The following is a 14,678-nucleotide window of genomic DNA, read 5'->3' on the forward strand; positions in this document are numbered from 1 at the left end:
AATCGTTGTTGTCGGAACACGGCGAGGTTCTGCCAAGCCCGGGATACAGCGTGTTGACCGCCCACGGCTCGTGCTTTTTCCTATATCCGCGCCACCCCCAAAAACACCGCGTGCAGCGCCACGACCAGCGCGAAAAAGGCCTGCCGCGCCGCCGTCGACGATAAGCCGGGAAAGCGAAAGGCGATGCGCGCGCCAGGGCAGGCCCCCACACAGTCGCCGCATAAGGTGCAGGTCGCGCCGGGCCGGCCGCGTTCCAAATCAGCCGGGGACAGGGCCAGATAGCGGCACACCCGCGTACACCGGCCGCAGCCGTCGCAGCCTTCCCCTATGCGGATGCGCCAGGGGCTGATCCGCCCCAGCACATTGCCGAGCAGCCCGATGGGGCAATACAGCGTGCAATGAACCATGACCCCGGTCGCCCGCGACAGCGTTGCCATGACGACCAAGCCGATGCCCCCGAAAATCGCCGCTGCCCAGACCGCTGCCAGGGTCGAAACCCCGGCCCAGCGCATTCCCAAAGCCCCGCCAACCGCCAGCGCCAAGGTCGCCAGCCGCCACCAGCCGAGTTTGCCGGGCAGGCGCTTGGGTGTGCCCCGGCCCAGGCGGGCGCAGGCGTCGTCGGCCGCGCCGAGGTAGCACAAATGCGAACACCAGCCCGGCCCCACCAGCAGCAGCGTGGACAGATAGAGGATGGGCATGAAATAGCCGCCGCCCCGGTAGAGCGGGCCGGCGACGATAAGCGCCGGCACCGGCAGATGCAGCGCCCCGGTCATGAGGAATATTGTTTCGCCGGCCAGACCCAGGGCGAGTTGGCCGAAAAAAACGAGCGAAAAGGCCGCCCAATAGCGCGAGCGCAAGGGGCCGGTGTGCGGCGCGTTGAGCATACGACCGGTGAGCCAGGCGGCGTAACCGGCCAGGGCAGTGATCTCAAAGAGTCCCCAGCCCGGAAAGAAACGGTCGGCCAGCAGGATGGGGAAGGACACTTTGGCGCGGGCCAGGGCCAGCAGCCCGGCCGCGAGCCAAAAGGCCGCCGCCTGGGCCAGGGCCGCCGCGCTGCCGCGCCGGTAAAACGCCTGCCCCCGGGCCGAAAAAGCGAAAAGCCCGCCCGCCGCGCACACCGCCACCACCCCGGCCATGATGGCCAGCAGACGGAGGTACGGCATCCCGGCCGCCAACCGAAAGAGCGCCATGTCCCGGGCGACGACGACAAAGGCCAAGCCCATGGCCAGCAGCGCCGGGCCGACGATCAGCCGGGCAAAGCCCTGCCGGCTGCACACCAGACCGACCAGGGCCAGACACGATGCGGTGAGGCCAAGCTCGCCCAGGCGCAGGCTGTGGGCGGCAAAAACGAGCAGCCCGAGAATTTGCAGGAGAACGCCGGCCGCAGTCACGATAGCACCCAGGCCGGCAGTCCCGGCAGGCCGCCCGGGGACAGGATGTCGCCAAAGCGCAGGCCGGGGCGCATATGGCGCACATAGGCGGCAACGCTGCGCTCGGCCAGGGCCAGGGCGTCGGCCGGGGGCAGACTGTGGCCCAGGTCGCAGCCCAGGTGCGGTCGCCGGCCCAGACGCCCGCCAAGAAAGGCTCGAAAGCCGACCCGGCCGGTTGCTATGGCCTGCGTCGGGCAAACGGCGGCGCACTGGCCGCAGCCCTGGCAGACGGCGGCATCAAGGACGGCCTTGCCGGCGCGTAGCGCCATGGCCCGGTCCGGGCAGCCCGCAACGCACAGGCCGCAGCCGGTGCAAAGGCTCGGATCAACGGCCACGGCCAGGGCGGCGGCCAGCCCCAGGTCGGCCACTTGCGGGCGCACGCAGCCGTTGGGACAGGCGCACACGGCCAGCCGGAACTGCTCATGGCGGCGCAGCGGGCGGGCCAGAGCGGCCACGGCCGGCGGTTGCGGGGCGGCGGCGGCCAGATTGACCAGGGCGGCGACCCAGTCCCAGTCCAGGGGCGCGGCGTGGGGGCAGCAGGACGGCTTAACACCCCGGCAGGTTTCCAGTAGGATGGCGGGAACTGGCATGGCGCGTCCTTTGTGGGGCGGATTGTGTGTCCGGGGGCGGTTGCCGCCAAAGATGGCGCAAGCGCGTCCAGCCTGCCTTGACTTACGTCAAAAACGGGGGAGCGTCGTGGATAAAGCCCAAGCCGTGGCCGGCATCGGTCTGTTTGCCGGTCTTGGTGCCAAGGAACTGGCCGCTTTGGCCGGCATCGCCGAAGTGCGCCGGTTTGGGCGCGGTGAGGACATCTTTTTTTCGGGTGACCCGGCCGAGGGTTTTTTTTCGGTGGCCTCGGGCAAGGTGCGCATCTACCAGACGTCGCTGGCGGGCAAGGAGCATATCGTCCATGTGTTTGGCCCGGGCGAGGTGTTTGCCGAAGTGGCGGTCTTTGCCGGCGGGGTCTACCCGGCCAGCGCCCAGGCCCTGGAAGCGGGCGATTATCTGTTCTTTCCCCGCGAACGCTTTCGCCGCCTTTTGGCCGACGACCCGGATCTGGCCCTGAATATGCTGGGGCTGCTCTCCATGCGCCTGCGCCAACTCGTCAAAAAACTTGAGGATTTGAGCCTGCGCGAAGTGCCGGCCCGCCTCGCCGCCCATTTGCTGCTTCTGGGTGCGGAAAGCAAAAAAAAGCTGCTCTCCCTGGATCTGCCCAAGGGGCAACTGGCCGCCTATCTCGGCACCATCCCGGAAACCCTGTCCCGGGTGCTGCGCCGCTTTGCCGACGACGGACTGATCAGCCTGTCCGGCAGCGCCATTGAAATTCTGGATGCCGGCCGCCTGGAAGCCCTGGCTGCGGGCACGGCGGCTGGGACGCCGCCGTTCGGGCCGGCAGCCCGTTAAGGCAAGCTGCAAGGGCAATAGCGCACTCTTGTGATGTGGCAACCCCTACGAGGTTTTAATTCATGAAAAGAGATGAAGATGATTCCAAGGCCAGACAAGCAAGCGGCAGCGGTATTTTCTCGAAGCTCACCGGCGACTTTGAAAAAATACTCACCAATATTTCGATTGTTTCAGGGTATTGGTTAATTACCGATGAGTTCGCTTTTATTGAAGGATTCCTTGACCCGATAGAAGGCTACGCGCTTTATTTGTTGTCAAAATTTGGCCCTGGCATTGGCACTATAGTGGAAATAGGAAGCTATGCTGGAAGGTCAACAGCCTATCTTGCCAGAGGCTCAAAAGAGGCTCGGCGTGAGAAAGTAATTGCTGTCGATCACTTTGAAGGATCTCCAGAACATAGAGAAGGAGGCGATCATGAGTCAGCATTTGTAAAAAATAACAATCTTTATGATGTGTTTATTCATAATTTGAATCGTGCCAAGGTTAGTGATCGAGTTTCTGTGATTAAAAAGAGTTCATGTGCTGCTGCTGCTGATTGGAGACACCCAATAAGATTATTGTTTATTGATGGCGACCACTCCTACGAAGATTCCAAGAGAGATTTTGAGTGCTGGTCCGAGTGGCTCGTTCCAGAAGGCTTGGCTGTCTTTCATGATATTGAGAGTTTTCAAGGAGTGACAACGTTTTATAACGAACTCTTGGCCGGCGGCCAGTATGGCGAAGTGCTTTCGGTCGATTCCTTGCGGGTCGTATCAAAGATTGCGTAGATCACAATAGTCGACTGGGCCGCGGTCCGAGCCGAGCTGCGGCTGCACAGCCCCATTGGGCGAATGGTCAAAATGCCAACCTTTCCCTTGCGTATTGCGTAACATTGCAGGTGATTTTTGCAAACGCGCCACGAGACGAGGCAGGGCGCTTGGTTATTCGTTTGACTCGATGGGCGGCTGGTCGCACTTCGTGTCGTCTGCTTGGCAGTCCTGCGCCATCGCCACCCGGTTTCGGCCGGAATTTTTGGCAGCGTATAACGCCGCGTCAACCCGGATCATCAATTCGTCCACGGATTCACCCGGGCGCAGTTGGGCCACGCCAAGGCTGATACTGCCGCTGATGCCATGGGGAAAGGGTGCGCTGGCAATGAGCTGGCGCAGTTTTTCGGCTAAAAGGGCGGCGTTGCCCAGGTTGGTGTGGGGCGCAGCCACCACGAATTCCTCGCCACCGTAGCGAAAAAACCAGTCCACGCCACGGGTTGCGGCCGAGACGCGACGCGCGATCTCGCGCAGCATGTCATCGCCGGCCGCGTGGCCGTAGGTGTCGTTGACGGCCTTGAAATGGTCGATATCGAACATGACCACGGCCAGCGGCTCGTTGTACCGGGCGGCGCGGCTGACCTGGCTGGTCATGACCTCATGGAATTTGAGCCGGTTGTAAGCACCGGTCAACTGGTCGGTCACGGCCAGTTCGGCCAGGGCTTCGTTGGCACCCTGCAGGCTTTCGCGGTCGGCGCAGATGCGGCGCACCATGGGCCGAAAGACGACGAGTCCCGAGGCGGCCAGGATGGCGAGCATGGCGGCGGCCGCCGCGAATTCCAGGCGGCGCAGCACGGCCAGGCGCGAAAGCGCCAGGCGCTGGTACTGCTGGACCACGGCATTCAAGTCGCGCAGCAGTTCGTTTTCGCCAAAAGCCAGCAGATTGCGAAAGGCCGGGTCGGACAGGGCCGGGCGGGCCGCTTCGGTATCTATAAAGGCCCGGGTGTTTAGGATAAACAGGCGCATGGCCCGGTCGAGGTCGTAGGGCGGTTTAAAATAGATGTCGCGCAGTTCGGGCGAGCGTGCGGCCAGGGAATCGGGGGCGTCGAGGTCGGCCAGCAGTCGGTCGTGGTTGACGGTCAGGACGGCCACAGCCTGCGTAAGGCGGCCCTTGATGTCGCGACGCTGTTCATCGTCATCGGCAGCGGCGGCAGCGGCCAGGAGCAGGCATTGGGCCAGGACGCGCTGGGTCAGCAGACGTTGGGAGCCAAACAGCGCGGTGGTGGCAGCGGCCTGGTCGATGGTGTCCATGCTGTGGCGAAACAGACCGTAGGAGGTCAGGGCCATGGCAGCGGCCAGGGTCAAGGCGGCAATATAGCGCAGGGTGAGGCTGCGTTTGAAGCGGCGGTTGCGCCGGGCGATGTCGTCCTGTTGAGGGTTTGCCATAGTGATTCTGTAGGCCAGGGCAGAGCAATAGGCAAGCCGGTGATGGCCGGCGGCCTGCGACGGTGCACCGCAGGCCGGCAGGCCGGACGCGATAAAGAGTAACGGCCGGGAGAGGACATCCATCCTCTCCCGGCCGTCGCCGTGTGCGGCAGTGCAGCAGCGCTTATTTGGCGTGCAGGGCGCTGGCGTCGGCCAGCAGATCATTGATGCGCGCCACCATCTGGTGCGGATCGGACAGGTAGCCGTCCAGCAACAGGGCCGAGTCGTAGAGCTGCTCAACTGCTTTGCCGATAAACGGATCAGCGGCGTCGCGACGATAGATGGCCAGCAGATTGCGGATCAACCCGTGGTCGCGGTTGATCTCCAGGGCTTTTTTCGGGACCGAGGTGTCCTTGCTGACCAGCCGCATGATCTTTTGCATGCTGGACGTCATGCGGTCATCCGGCGACACCAGACACGACGGGCTTTGGGTCAACCGGGTGGAGACGCGCACGTCGGTGACGCGTTCCCCCAGGATTTCTTTGATGGCTTTTAAGAAGTCGTCCATCGAGCCGGATTCCTCGGCCGTCATTTCCGGGGCTTTGGGCGCTTCGGCCGTGCCCTCAAAGGCATCAAGCTCGGCAGCGTCGGCCAGTTCGGCGGATTTAAGCGTCAGCTCTTTGTACGTGCCGATGGAATCCATGATGAACTCGTCCACCGGCTCGTAGAGATAGAGGACTTCCAAGCCCTTGGCCCGAAAGACTTCCAGGTGCGGGTTGAGGTCGAGTGCCGCCCGGGACGGCCCGGAGAGATGGTAGATGGATTTCTGGCCGTCGCGGGCCCGGGTGACGTAGTCGGCAAGGGAGGTCAGGCCGGCTTTGTCTGCGTCCCCGTCGGCCTGCTCCAGAGCCGAGGAATCAAAGCGCACCAGCTCGGCAAAGGCCTCGCGGTGGGCGTAGTCGCCGTAGCCGAGCTTGAAACCCTGGCCGTGGGCCGCAAAGAATGCATTATATTTGGCCGGGTCTTCCTTGGCCAGGGCCTTGAGCTTGTCGAGAATCTGCTTGACCAGCACGGACTGGATTTTGCGCAGCACCACGTTTTCCTGCAACGTCTCGCGGGAGATGTTGAGCGGCAGATCTTCGGTATCCACCACGCCGCGCACAAAGCCCAGATATTCCGGGATGAGTTCCTTGGTTTCCTTGGAAATGAGCACCCGGCGCACGTAGAGGTCCAGGCCGTGGTGGAGCTGTTCGCGAAAGGCCATAGGCCCCAGGCCGTTTTTGGGAATAAAGAGCAGGGCCGTAAACTGCACCGGCGCGTCCACGCTGACGTGGATCGTTGCCAGCGGTTCTTCGTTGTCATAGGTCAGGAACTGATAGAATTCCTTGTACTGTTCCGGCGTGACCGAGAACTTGGATTCCCGCCACAGGGCCGGGATGGTGTTGGTCTTCTCACCATCAACGAGGATGGGAAAGGAGATGAAGTTGGAGTGGGTGCGCAGCACAGCCTTGATGCGCTCGGGATCGGCGTATTCTTTGGCCTCTTCCTTCAGCGTAATTTCGATGCTGGCTCCGCGCGGCACGTCGCCCTCGACGTCCTCTACGGTAAAGCTGCCCGAGCCGTCGGAAATCCAGCGGGCAGCCGCGGCGTCCGGGGCAAAGGAGCGCGAGGTCACGGCCACTTTGTCGGCCACCATAAAAACGGAATAAAAGCCCACGCCAAAGCGGCCGATCAGGTTGGAGGCCGCGTCCTTGTTGTCGGCCACCGAGCGCATGAAGGCTTCGGTGCCGGACTTGGCGATGGTGCCCAGATGGTCGATGAGTTCGTCGCGGGTCATGCCGCAGCCGGTGTCGGCGATGGTGATGCGGCCGGCTTCCTTGTCCGTGGTGATGCGGATTTCAAGGGGCGCATCGGGATCGGCCACGGTTGTTCCCCGGCTTTGCTCGAAGCGCAGTTTGTCCAGGGCGTCGGAAGCGTTGGACACCAGTTCCCGCAGGAAAATCTCGCGGTTGGTGTAGATGGAATGGGTGATGATATCCAGGAGCTTGCGGATCTCGGCGCGAAACTCGTGGGTTTCGCCAGCGGTGGCGGACATGGGCGTATCTCCTTTCTCCGTTTGATCATGGCCGGTCGGCCGAAAAAAAGACGCCGTCCCCACAGGCAGGGCGGAGTCTTGGGGACGCATCCCCAGAGTATGTATTGAGAAAGAAATAACCCGCCGGCCGGACCTGTCAAGGCCGGTGCGGGAAGACCTTGCAAATGCGTTTCGGGCATTGACACGGCTTGCGGCTTGTTTATTTTGCCTTGATAAGAGTCCAACTGTCAGGAGGAGCATCTATGGTCATCGATCTGAGCCCGTTTTACGGCACAACGACGCCCTTTGACCGGCTGTTCGAGACGCTTTGGCCGTCCATGGCCATCAGCCAGCGCAGCATGGCCTATCCTCCGGTCAATATCGGCGAGGACGACGCCAACCTCTACGTGTGCTGCGAGATTCCGGGCATGGCCATTGCCGATCTCGATCTGACCCTGACCGATTCGAGTCTGGTCATCAAGGGCGAGCGCAAGGTCGAGCGCGGCAAATACTACCGCCAGGAGCGCCCGACCGGGGTGTTTCAGCGGGTGGTCAACATCCAGGCCGGCGTCGACCGCGACAAGGTGACAGCCACCATGCGCGACGGGTTGCTTGAGGTGGTGCTGCCCAAGGCCGATGAGAACCGGCCCAAAAAGATCAACATCGAGGCGATGTAAGCGGCATCTGAACCGGTGCCCCGACCGGGCGGCCGGGCAAAGTGACCGAAGAAGGCGATCAGAGTCCTTAAGCGCAAGGAGGAAAGCCATGGCGGAACAAGCAACCAAGGCCGAAGAACGGCGGCTGCCCCGGGTCAAACCGGCCACCGACATCATCGAGAAAGAAGACGGTTTCTATATTTATGTCGATATGCCGGGCGTGTCCAAGGAGCAATTGGTCATTGACCTCAACGAAGACGAGTTAAAGGTATCCGGCAAAGCCGAATACAAGCTGCCCGAGGGCCAGAAACTGGGCCATGTGGAATTTGGCGGCGGCGAGTATTTTCGCAGTTATACGGTGTCGCACATCGTTGACAAGGAGCGCATTCGGGCGACGTTGCGCGACGGGGTGCTGGAATTGCATCTGCCTCGTCTGGAAAGGGTCCAAGCGCGCAAAATCGACATTCAGGCCGGCTGAAGCAAGGGGCCAACCGCCTAAGAGCGACATTGAGGCCGGCTGCAGCCGCCGCGCAAGACTCTACGGGAATCCGACTGGAAAGCGGTCGGCGATTGAGCCGGGATGCGTAGGACGCATCCCGGCTTTTTTCGTGTCACGTTTTTGAAAAACAGCAGCCGGCGTCTGAAAACGGCTGCTCGTGGTGCATTTCAAAAGTGTAATGCAAGGATCGAGAGCAAAAGGGCTGTTGTGTCTGTGCCGTAGTCGTGGTTCCTGCGTTGGCGCATGGTGACTTTGCAATTGACAAAAAGGAGAAAGAACTGAAAGGCTCACGAGATTCACAAGCAATTGCCACGAAGGAGACTGCATGGACGACCATTTGAAAAGCGCACTGGAAATTGTCAAAGCCCAGGCTTCGGTGCGCACAATGACTCATGAGGAAATTTCTTCCATGGTGCGCTGTCTGGCCGCCGGTATCCGCGCCATCAGCCTCGGCCTGACTGAGGCTGACGACGCGACCGCCGTGGCGATGGACCCTAAAAAAGCGGTGAAGGAAAAATCCATCACCTGCCTGGAATGCGCCAAGACATTTAAGGTCATCACGAAAAAGCATCTGGCCACCCATGGGTTGACCCCGGAGTCGTACAAGGCCAAGCACGGGTTTAAAAAGACCATGCCCCTGGTGTGCAAGTCCTTGCAGCGGGAGCGGCGCAAAAAGATGCAGGATATGCGCCTGTGGGAGAAGAAGGGGAAAGTTGTGGCCTAATGGGGCGATTTTCGGTATGAGGGCAACGAATATGCGAATCGGTCGCACCGTTTTCTGCCTGAGGCCCTGGTGTCCCCCGCAGGAGTTGGCGCGCCAACGATAAGGAGATCGCACGCACATGGCTAAAACCGACATCATCGCCAAGATCCAGGCCAATGCCGCCATCGCCACCAAGGCCGAAGCCGGCAAGGTTCTCGACGCCGTCCTGGCCGCCATCCAGGAGTCCCTGGCCGGGGGCGAGGCCCTTACCCTGACCGGGTTTGGCACCTTCAAGGTGTCCGAGCGGGCGGCCCGTACCGGCCGTGACCCCCGCACCGGCAATCCCATTGATATCCCTGCTTCCAAGGCCGTGCGCTTTACCCCGGGCAAGACCCTCAAGGATGCCGTGAAGTAAGTTTTTTTGCAGCCGCATGCAAAAAAGGCCGTGAGCGATCACGGCCTTTTTTTGTGGCTGGAGGCGCTGCCCGCGTACCGGGAGTGCGGCGCTTCCCGGGCTGCGCTCCCGGCGACGGCCCCAGCGTGACGGCCCAGAGCGGCGGCCCAGGGTGACGGCGCGAGAGGACGGGCCAAGAGCGTCTCTCCGAGAGCGACGGCCCCGGAGCGGCGGCCAGGGCCGCGGCCCAAGTGCGGCAGCGTCTCAGCTTACAGCCCGGCCGAGCAGCTCGAACCCGGTTTCCGGGTCTTTGGCCCGGGCCAGATCCAGGCCGGTCATCTCGATGACCACCACCTCGAAGATCTTCCAGACATCGAGCCCGGGGCGTACACAGCCGGTGCGGGTTTCGCCGGCCCGGCCAAGGGCCGCGTGCATGTGCAGGCGCGGTGCGCCGTCGGCCCCGGGAAAAATCGTGCCCACGGCCGCGGCCTCGTGCACGGCGTCAATGGCCGTCAGCATGGCTGTCGGCGGCATGGTCGTGGCGTCCTGCGGCCCGGTGACCAGCCGGCCGTTTTCCACGCCGCCCAAGGCGGCCACGAGCGCCGAAGACACGCCGCGCGTGCGGGCAAACTCCTCAATGGCGTCCGGGATGCGGTCCCCGTCGCCCAGCCGCAAGACAAACACCCGGCCGAGCCGGCCTTCGGAAACGATCATGGCGTCCTCGCTTTGGCAGTCTGCCGCGCCAGGGACAACGGGGGGCGCGGTGTCGCCGGCCCCGGCCGCCAGCCCTTACCGGCGCAGCCTTTAAAAAAAAGGGGAACCGGACGCGCAGCCCGATTCCCCTGACAGTCGGTGACAGGAGGCGCGTTAGCCGAGCTTGTCGGCCACGAGCTTGCCGATGGTGCGGCCCATTTCCGTGCAGGCAGCCAGTTGTTCGTGGGTGGGCACGTAGAGCAGGCGCACCGGCGCAACAGGCATTTCCATGCCCATGTCGGTCAGCCAGGCGGCAATGTCCTTGGCGGCCTCGCCGCTCCAGCCATAGGAGCCAAAGGCCCCGCCGATCTTGCCCTTGGGCTTTAAGCCCTTCATGTAGGTCAGCATGTCCGCCACTTTGGGCAGCATGCCGTTGTTGTGGGTGGCGGAACCCACAAAGACCGCAGCCGCGTCCCAGACCTCTTCCATGACATCGGAATGGTCAAACATATGCAGATTCATGAGCTTGACCGTCAGGCCCTGCTCCATGAGGCCGGAGGCAATGGCGTGGGCCATGCGCTCGGTGGAATGCCACATGGTGTCAAAGACCAGCACGGCTTTTTTCTTCTGCTTCTGGGCGGCCAGTTCCTTGTAGCGTTCGATCACCCAGGCCACATCCTCGGGCGTGCGAAACATCAGGCCGTGGTCCGGGCAGACAAACCGGACATCCAGGCCCATGGTCTCGATGGTCTCGATGGTCTTTTGGGCGATGGGGCTAAAGGGCAGGACGATGTTGGCGAAGTAGCGGTCGAGCTGCTTGCCCAGCAGGCTGCGATTGACTTCGTCGGCAAAGCGTTCGCTGGTGGCCCAGTTCTGTCCAAAGGCGTCGGAGGAGATGAGCACGCCGTCTTCGGGGATAAACGTGGCCATGTTGTCGGGCCAGTGGAGCATGCGGGTCTCCAGGAACTGGAGGGTGCGCTTGCCCAGCGACACGGTGGAGCCGGTCTTGACCACTTCGATGGGCCAGTCGGCGCAATCGAAATGGGCGCGAAGGGCCCGCTCGCCCATGGGCGAGGTAAAGATCTTTTCGGGTTTGGTGCGGGCCACCAGTTCGGGCAGCGCGCCCGAGTGGTCCATCTCCACATGGTTGACGATGAGGTAATCGACCTCTTCGGGTTTGACCACATGGGCCAGACGGCACAGCATTTCGCTGCCGTGGCCGGCCTTGACCGAGTCGAACAGGGCGACTTTTTCGTCTTTGATCAAAAAGGCGTTGTAGGTTGTCCCGGTGGGGGCGGTCATGTAGCCGTGAAAATCACGGCAATCCCAATCGACGACCCCGACCCAGTAGACATCCTTGCATATTTCAACAGGGTGCATGGAAATCCTCAAAGTGTCGCCCGGAGAGCGGCGGATGAAACGGGTTAGACTTTGTTGAATTCGCTTTTGGGCGCGCCGCACACCGGGCAGACCCAGTCTTCGGCCACGTCTTCGAACTTGGTGCCGGGGGCCACGTTGTTGTCCGGGTCGCCGGCGGCGGGGTCATACACATAGCCACAGATGCTGCATTCGTATTTGTCCATGATGCTGCTGCTCCATTGCTTAAGGTTGGCTGGCTTGGCGATCCTTATTTGCCCTCAGCGCCGGGTTGCCCGGGGCACCCTTGCCTGAGCGGCAACAAGGTCATCTTCCATCAACGCAACAGCGGCCATCTGACGACAGCCGGGGCACGCCACGGAATCGGCCTCGCCGACAGGAGGCGCGGGGTAAAATTACCGCGCGCGCACGCCTAAGTCTATCCTTTAGTTTGCACCGAATTGTCAAGACCGGCCCTGCGCCCGGGAACGCTTACTCCTGCCGGAACTGCTCCACCAGCCGGGCCAGATGGTTGGCCATGGTGCGCACTTCGTGGATGCGCTCCCCGGTTTCGGCAATGCGGCTGGTCAGATCCTGGGAAAGTTCGTTGATATGGGCCACGCTGCCGGCGACTTCCTCGCTGGTGGCAGACTGCTGCTCCGAGGCCGTGGCGATGTTTCGCACCATATCGGCGATGCGGTTGGCCTGATCGACGATGCGCCCGAGCACCTGCCCCGAGCCTTCGGCCATGTCGGCCGTGCGCTCCACCCGGGTTTTCGTCTCGTCCATCCCGGTCACCACCTGCCGGGTGCTGTCCTGGATTTCGCCCACAGCACAGGCCACCTCGGAGGTGGCGGTCATGGTTTTTTCGGCCAGTTTGCGCACTTCATCGGCCACAACGGCAAACCCGCGCCCGGCCTCGCCGGCCCGGGCGGCCTCGATGGCTGCGTTTAAGGCCAGCAGATTGGTCTGGTCAGCGATATCTCCAATAACGGAAAGCACTTGTCCGATATTGGTGGCCCGGATTTGCAGTTGCCCCAGCGAGGCAGCCAGATCGGCGGTGCGTTTGGAAACCAACCGGGTTTCGGTGACGGTCTGGGCCACTTCCCGGCCGCCGGCCTCGGCCTCCCGGGAGGCGTCGCCCGAGGCCCGGGCCGTGTCTCCGGCGTTGCGGGCCACTTCAATGACCGTGGCGTTCATCTCTTCCATGGCCGTGGCCACGCGGTCGGTTTCCCGGGCGGTATTGGCTACGCCGGTGGTCAGTTCCTCCATACGGGAGCTTAAAACGTCTGCGGCGCTGGAAAGCGCCTGGGCAACCGAGGTGACTTCGTCGGCCACGGCCAGCAGCTTGGCGCGCTGGGCCTTTATGTGGTCCTTGTCGGTCTCTTCCTGGGTCAGATCAATAAGGACGCCGATGACGCCGACCACTTCGCCGGCGGCGTTTTTCAGCGGCGAAATTTCATAATGCAGGGGAAAGGTCTGGCCGTCAGCCCTCGTAAACCGGGTGAAGCCGCTGGTGCAATCGCCTGAGGACAGAACAGCGGCGCAGCCAGAGCGGCCGTCCTCGCGCAAAAAGCTCTCGACCACGGGCTGGCCGAGCATGGCCTGGGCCGATTTGCCGAGGATGGTGGTCAGCGGCGTGTTGACGAACTCAAAGCAGCGCTGCCGGTCGGCCACGAAGATGGGGATGATGACGCCGTTTAAGATGCCCCGGTTGTATTCAAGCTGGTCCTTCATGGCCCCGACCATGGTGGAGAGGTTGCCGGCCAGGGAGGCGATCTCGTCTTTGCCCGGATCGTTAAAGGTGAGATCCAACGAGCCTTGGGCTATTTTGGCCGACAGGGCGGCGATGGTTTTCACCCGGCCGACCACGGCATATTTCATAAAAAGGAGCAGGGCGGCCAGCAGGGCAACACCCCCGCCCACCGACAGTCCGGCCGCCTTGTACTGGTCGGCGGCCAACCGGCCCATTTCCGGGGCGATATCCTGGACCACCACCATGGCCCCGAGGATGGGCTTGGCAGCCCCGTGGCAGTGGTGGCAATCGGGTTCGTTGCGGATGGAAGTGACGGCCACAAAGGAGGGCGTGCCGGCCCAGGTGAGAATCTCGCCGCCGTGGAAGTCCCCGGCCAGGGCCTTTTTGACCAGCCTGGGCACGGCCGGGTCTGTGGCGGTGCGGTCGATGTCCTGGCGCACGGCCCCGGTCTCGGTGGCATAGGTCACGTTGCCGCTATAATCCGTTAAAAAGACCCGGATATCTTTGTGGGTAGCGGCCACCTTGGCAAATTGCGCCTTGGTTTCGGTGTTTTTGCCAAGCCGCATGGGTTCTTCGATGGCCAGGCGCAAGATGTTGCTGGAACGCGTGGCCGCCCGGTCGATCTGGTCCACCGCTCCCTGGCGCTGCCAGTGGGAGTTGGCCAGAAACAGACCGGCGAAGGCCAGGACGGTCAGCCCCGAAACAAGCAGCAGCACCTTGATTCCCAGCGATCGCGCAACCACATTCATCATGGCCTCCTCGGTAGGGTGGCCCGGAACATTGCACAGATGCAATTCCAGGCGGTACTCGCAACAGCCCTTCCGCCCGGCCAGCTTCCCGGCCGGGCGGGGTGGCCCTAGTGCGCTCCGGCAAAGAGCATGGGCTTGAAGTTAAACGTGCGCACCCGTTCGGCGCTGTGGCAGCCCTCGCACTGGCGCATGGCCAGCTTGGCCTGGATCAGCTTGGGATCACCGCCGGCATCGGCGTGGGCGGCACCTGGGCCGTGGCAGACTTCGCAGCCGGCGTCGGCCATTTCCGGGGTCTTTTCAAAGCTGACAAAGCCGCCGGGCTTGCCGTAGCCGGTGGTGTGGCAGGCAAAGCAACTGGCAAGTTCCTCGGGCGTGAGCTTGGGGGCCATGATCTTGACGGATTGGGAGGAGTGGGACTTTTTGGAATATCGGGAAAACGATTCGTATTGCTTGGGATGGCAGTCCATGCAGACTTTGGAGCCGACATAGGTGCCCGACGGTTCGTCTGCGGCGGCCGCTGGCGCTGTTGCCATGCCAATGGCGCAGGCGCAAAGACCTGCCGCAAGCAATGCCTTAAACCTAGCACGCCAACGGACCATGTCGGTCTCCTCGGTTACGTGTGTTGAGAAATTGGTTACTTTGTAACACAATCTATTCAGGGTTGCAATATGGATAGTCGAATTGCCGCAAAAGTCATTCTGCGTAATGGTTCCGTGTCTCTTGGTTGCACCAAGTCTGGCCTGTCCGGCGCACTGGGCGCAACAAAAACGCCGGAGGGAAAGTTCCCCCCGGC

General features: G+C 62.4%; 15 protein-coding genes. 6 read left to right on the forward strand and 9 right to left on the reverse strand.

The genetic code is table 11. From position 1 onward, the window contains the following. Nucleotides 1-80 precede the first annotated feature (80 nt). Together GTA51_RS06815 and GTA51_RS06820 are read right to left on the reverse strand one after the other, a co-directional pair. On the reverse strand, nt 81-1,391 hold the full coding sequence (locus GTA51_RS06815) for a 4Fe-4S binding protein (protein ID WP_160959761.1): 1,311 nt from the start codon (nt 1,389-1,391) through the stop codon (nt 81-83). Next, complete coding sequence (locus tag GTA51_RS06820; RefSeq protein WP_160959762.1) at nt 1,388-2,020, reverse strand: 4Fe-4S dicluster domain-containing protein; 633 nt, start codon at nt 2,018-2,020, stop codon at nt 1,388-1,390. Before GTA51_RS06820 ends, GTA51_RS06815 begins: the two co-directional genes overlap by 4 nt. A gap of 106 nt (nt 2,021-2,126) precedes the next feature. On the opposite strand from GTA51_RS06820, the gene GTA51_RS06825 reads away from it, so the two are divergent. Both GTA51_RS06825 and GTA51_RS06830 read left to right on the forward strand, forming a co-directional pair. Next, entirely contained in the window at nt 2,127-2,834 is a 708-nt protein-coding gene (locus tag GTA51_RS06825) for a cyclic nucleotide-binding domain-containing protein (protein WP_160959764.1), read from the forward strand. Between the two features lie 62 nt (nt 2,835-2,896). Continuing rightward, nucleotides 2,897-3,601 (forward strand): class I SAM-dependent methyltransferase, encoded by a 705-nt coding sequence (locus GTA51_RS06830; protein WP_160959766.1) that lies wholly within the window; start codon nt 2,897-2,899, stop codon nt 3,599-3,601. Between the two features lie 153 nt (nt 3,602-3,754). On the opposite strand, the gene GTA51_RS06835 is transcribed toward GTA51_RS06830, so the two are convergent. Beyond that, a complete protein-coding gene (locus GTA51_RS06835; protein ID WP_160959767.1) occupies nt 3,755-5,026 on the reverse strand; it encodes a GGDEF domain-containing protein in 1,272 nt (423 codons plus the stop codon). Between the two features lie 163 nt (nt 5,027-5,189). Continuing rightward, a complete protein-coding gene (gene htpG / locus GTA51_RS06840; protein WP_160959769.1) occupies nt 5,190-7,100 on the reverse strand; it encodes a molecular chaperone HtpG in 1,911 nt (636 codons plus the stop codon). Between the two features lie 242 nt (nt 7,101-7,342). Between htpG and GTA51_RS06845 the strand changes: the two genes are divergently transcribed. The 4 genes from GTA51_RS06845 (at nt 7,343) to GTA51_RS06860 (ending at nt 9,352) form a co-directional block, all read left to right on the forward strand. Further along, complete coding sequence (locus GTA51_RS06845) at nt 7,343-7,756, forward strand: Hsp20/alpha crystallin family protein (RefSeq protein WP_160959770.1); 414 nt, start codon at nt 7,343-7,345, stop codon at nt 7,754-7,756. Between the two features lie 88 nt (nt 7,757-7,844). Further along, the gene (locus GTA51_RS06850; protein ID WP_160959772.1) at nt 7,845-8,213 is read left to right on the forward strand and encodes an Hsp20/alpha crystallin family protein; all 369 of its coding nucleotides are present in this window, start codon (nt 7,845-7,847) and stop codon (nt 8,211-8,213) included. 346 nt (nt 8,214-8,559) lie between these two features. After that, nucleotides 8,560-8,958 carry a Ros/MucR family transcriptional regulator gene (locus tag GTA51_RS06855; RefSeq protein WP_160959773.1) on the forward strand — a complete coding sequence of 133 codons (399 nt, stop codon included), beginning with the start codon at nt 8,560-8,562 and terminating at the stop codon, nt 8,956-8,958. Between the two features lie 118 nt (nt 8,959-9,076). Further along, complete coding sequence (locus GTA51_RS06860; protein ID WP_160959775.1) at nt 9,077-9,352, forward strand: HU family DNA-binding protein; 276 nt, start codon at nt 9,077-9,079, stop codon at nt 9,350-9,352. A 243-nt stretch (nt 9,353-9,595) separates the two neighbouring features. Here GTA51_RS06860 and GTA51_RS06865 read toward each other — a convergent pair whose 3' ends face one another. The 5 genes from GTA51_RS06865 to GTA51_RS06885 form a co-directional block, all read right to left on the reverse strand. Beyond that, on the reverse strand, nt 9,596-10,045 hold the full coding sequence (locus GTA51_RS06865) for a PPC domain-containing DNA-binding protein (RefSeq protein WP_160959776.1): 450 nt from the start codon (nt 10,043-10,045) through the stop codon (nt 9,596-9,598). A 153-nt stretch (nt 10,046-10,198) separates the two neighbouring features. Continuing rightward, nucleotides 10,199-11,404 (reverse strand): FprA family A-type flavoprotein, encoded by a 1,206-nt coding sequence (locus GTA51_RS06870; RefSeq protein ID WP_160959778.1) that lies wholly within the window; start codon nt 11,402-11,404, stop codon nt 10,199-10,201. Nucleotides 11,405-11,448: 44 nt separating this feature from the next. Further along, nucleotides 11,449-11,607 (reverse strand): rubredoxin, encoded by a 159-nt coding sequence (gene rd, locus GTA51_RS06875; RefSeq protein ID WP_160959779.1) that lies wholly within the window; start codon nt 11,605-11,607, stop codon nt 11,449-11,451. A gap of 265 nt (nt 11,608-11,872) precedes the next feature. Further along, nucleotides 11,873-13,885 (reverse strand): methyl-accepting chemotaxis protein, encoded by a 2,013-nt coding sequence (locus tag GTA51_RS06880; RefSeq protein ID WP_160959856.1) that lies wholly within the window; start codon nt 13,883-13,885, stop codon nt 11,873-11,875. A gap of 107 nt (nt 13,886-13,992) precedes the next feature. Beyond that, the gene (locus GTA51_RS06885; RefSeq protein ID WP_160959781.1) at nt 13,993-14,484 is read right to left on the reverse strand and encodes a cytochrome c family protein; all 492 of its coding nucleotides are present in this window, start codon (nt 14,482-14,484) and stop codon (nt 13,993-13,995) included. Between the last annotated feature and the right edge of the window lie 194 nt (nt 14,485-14,678).

The organism is Solidesulfovibrio aerotolerans, from assembly GCF_009856865.1.
Lineage (GTDB): Bacteria > Desulfobacterota > Desulfovibrionia > Desulfovibrionales > Desulfovibrionaceae > Solidesulfovibrio > Solidesulfovibrio aerotolerans.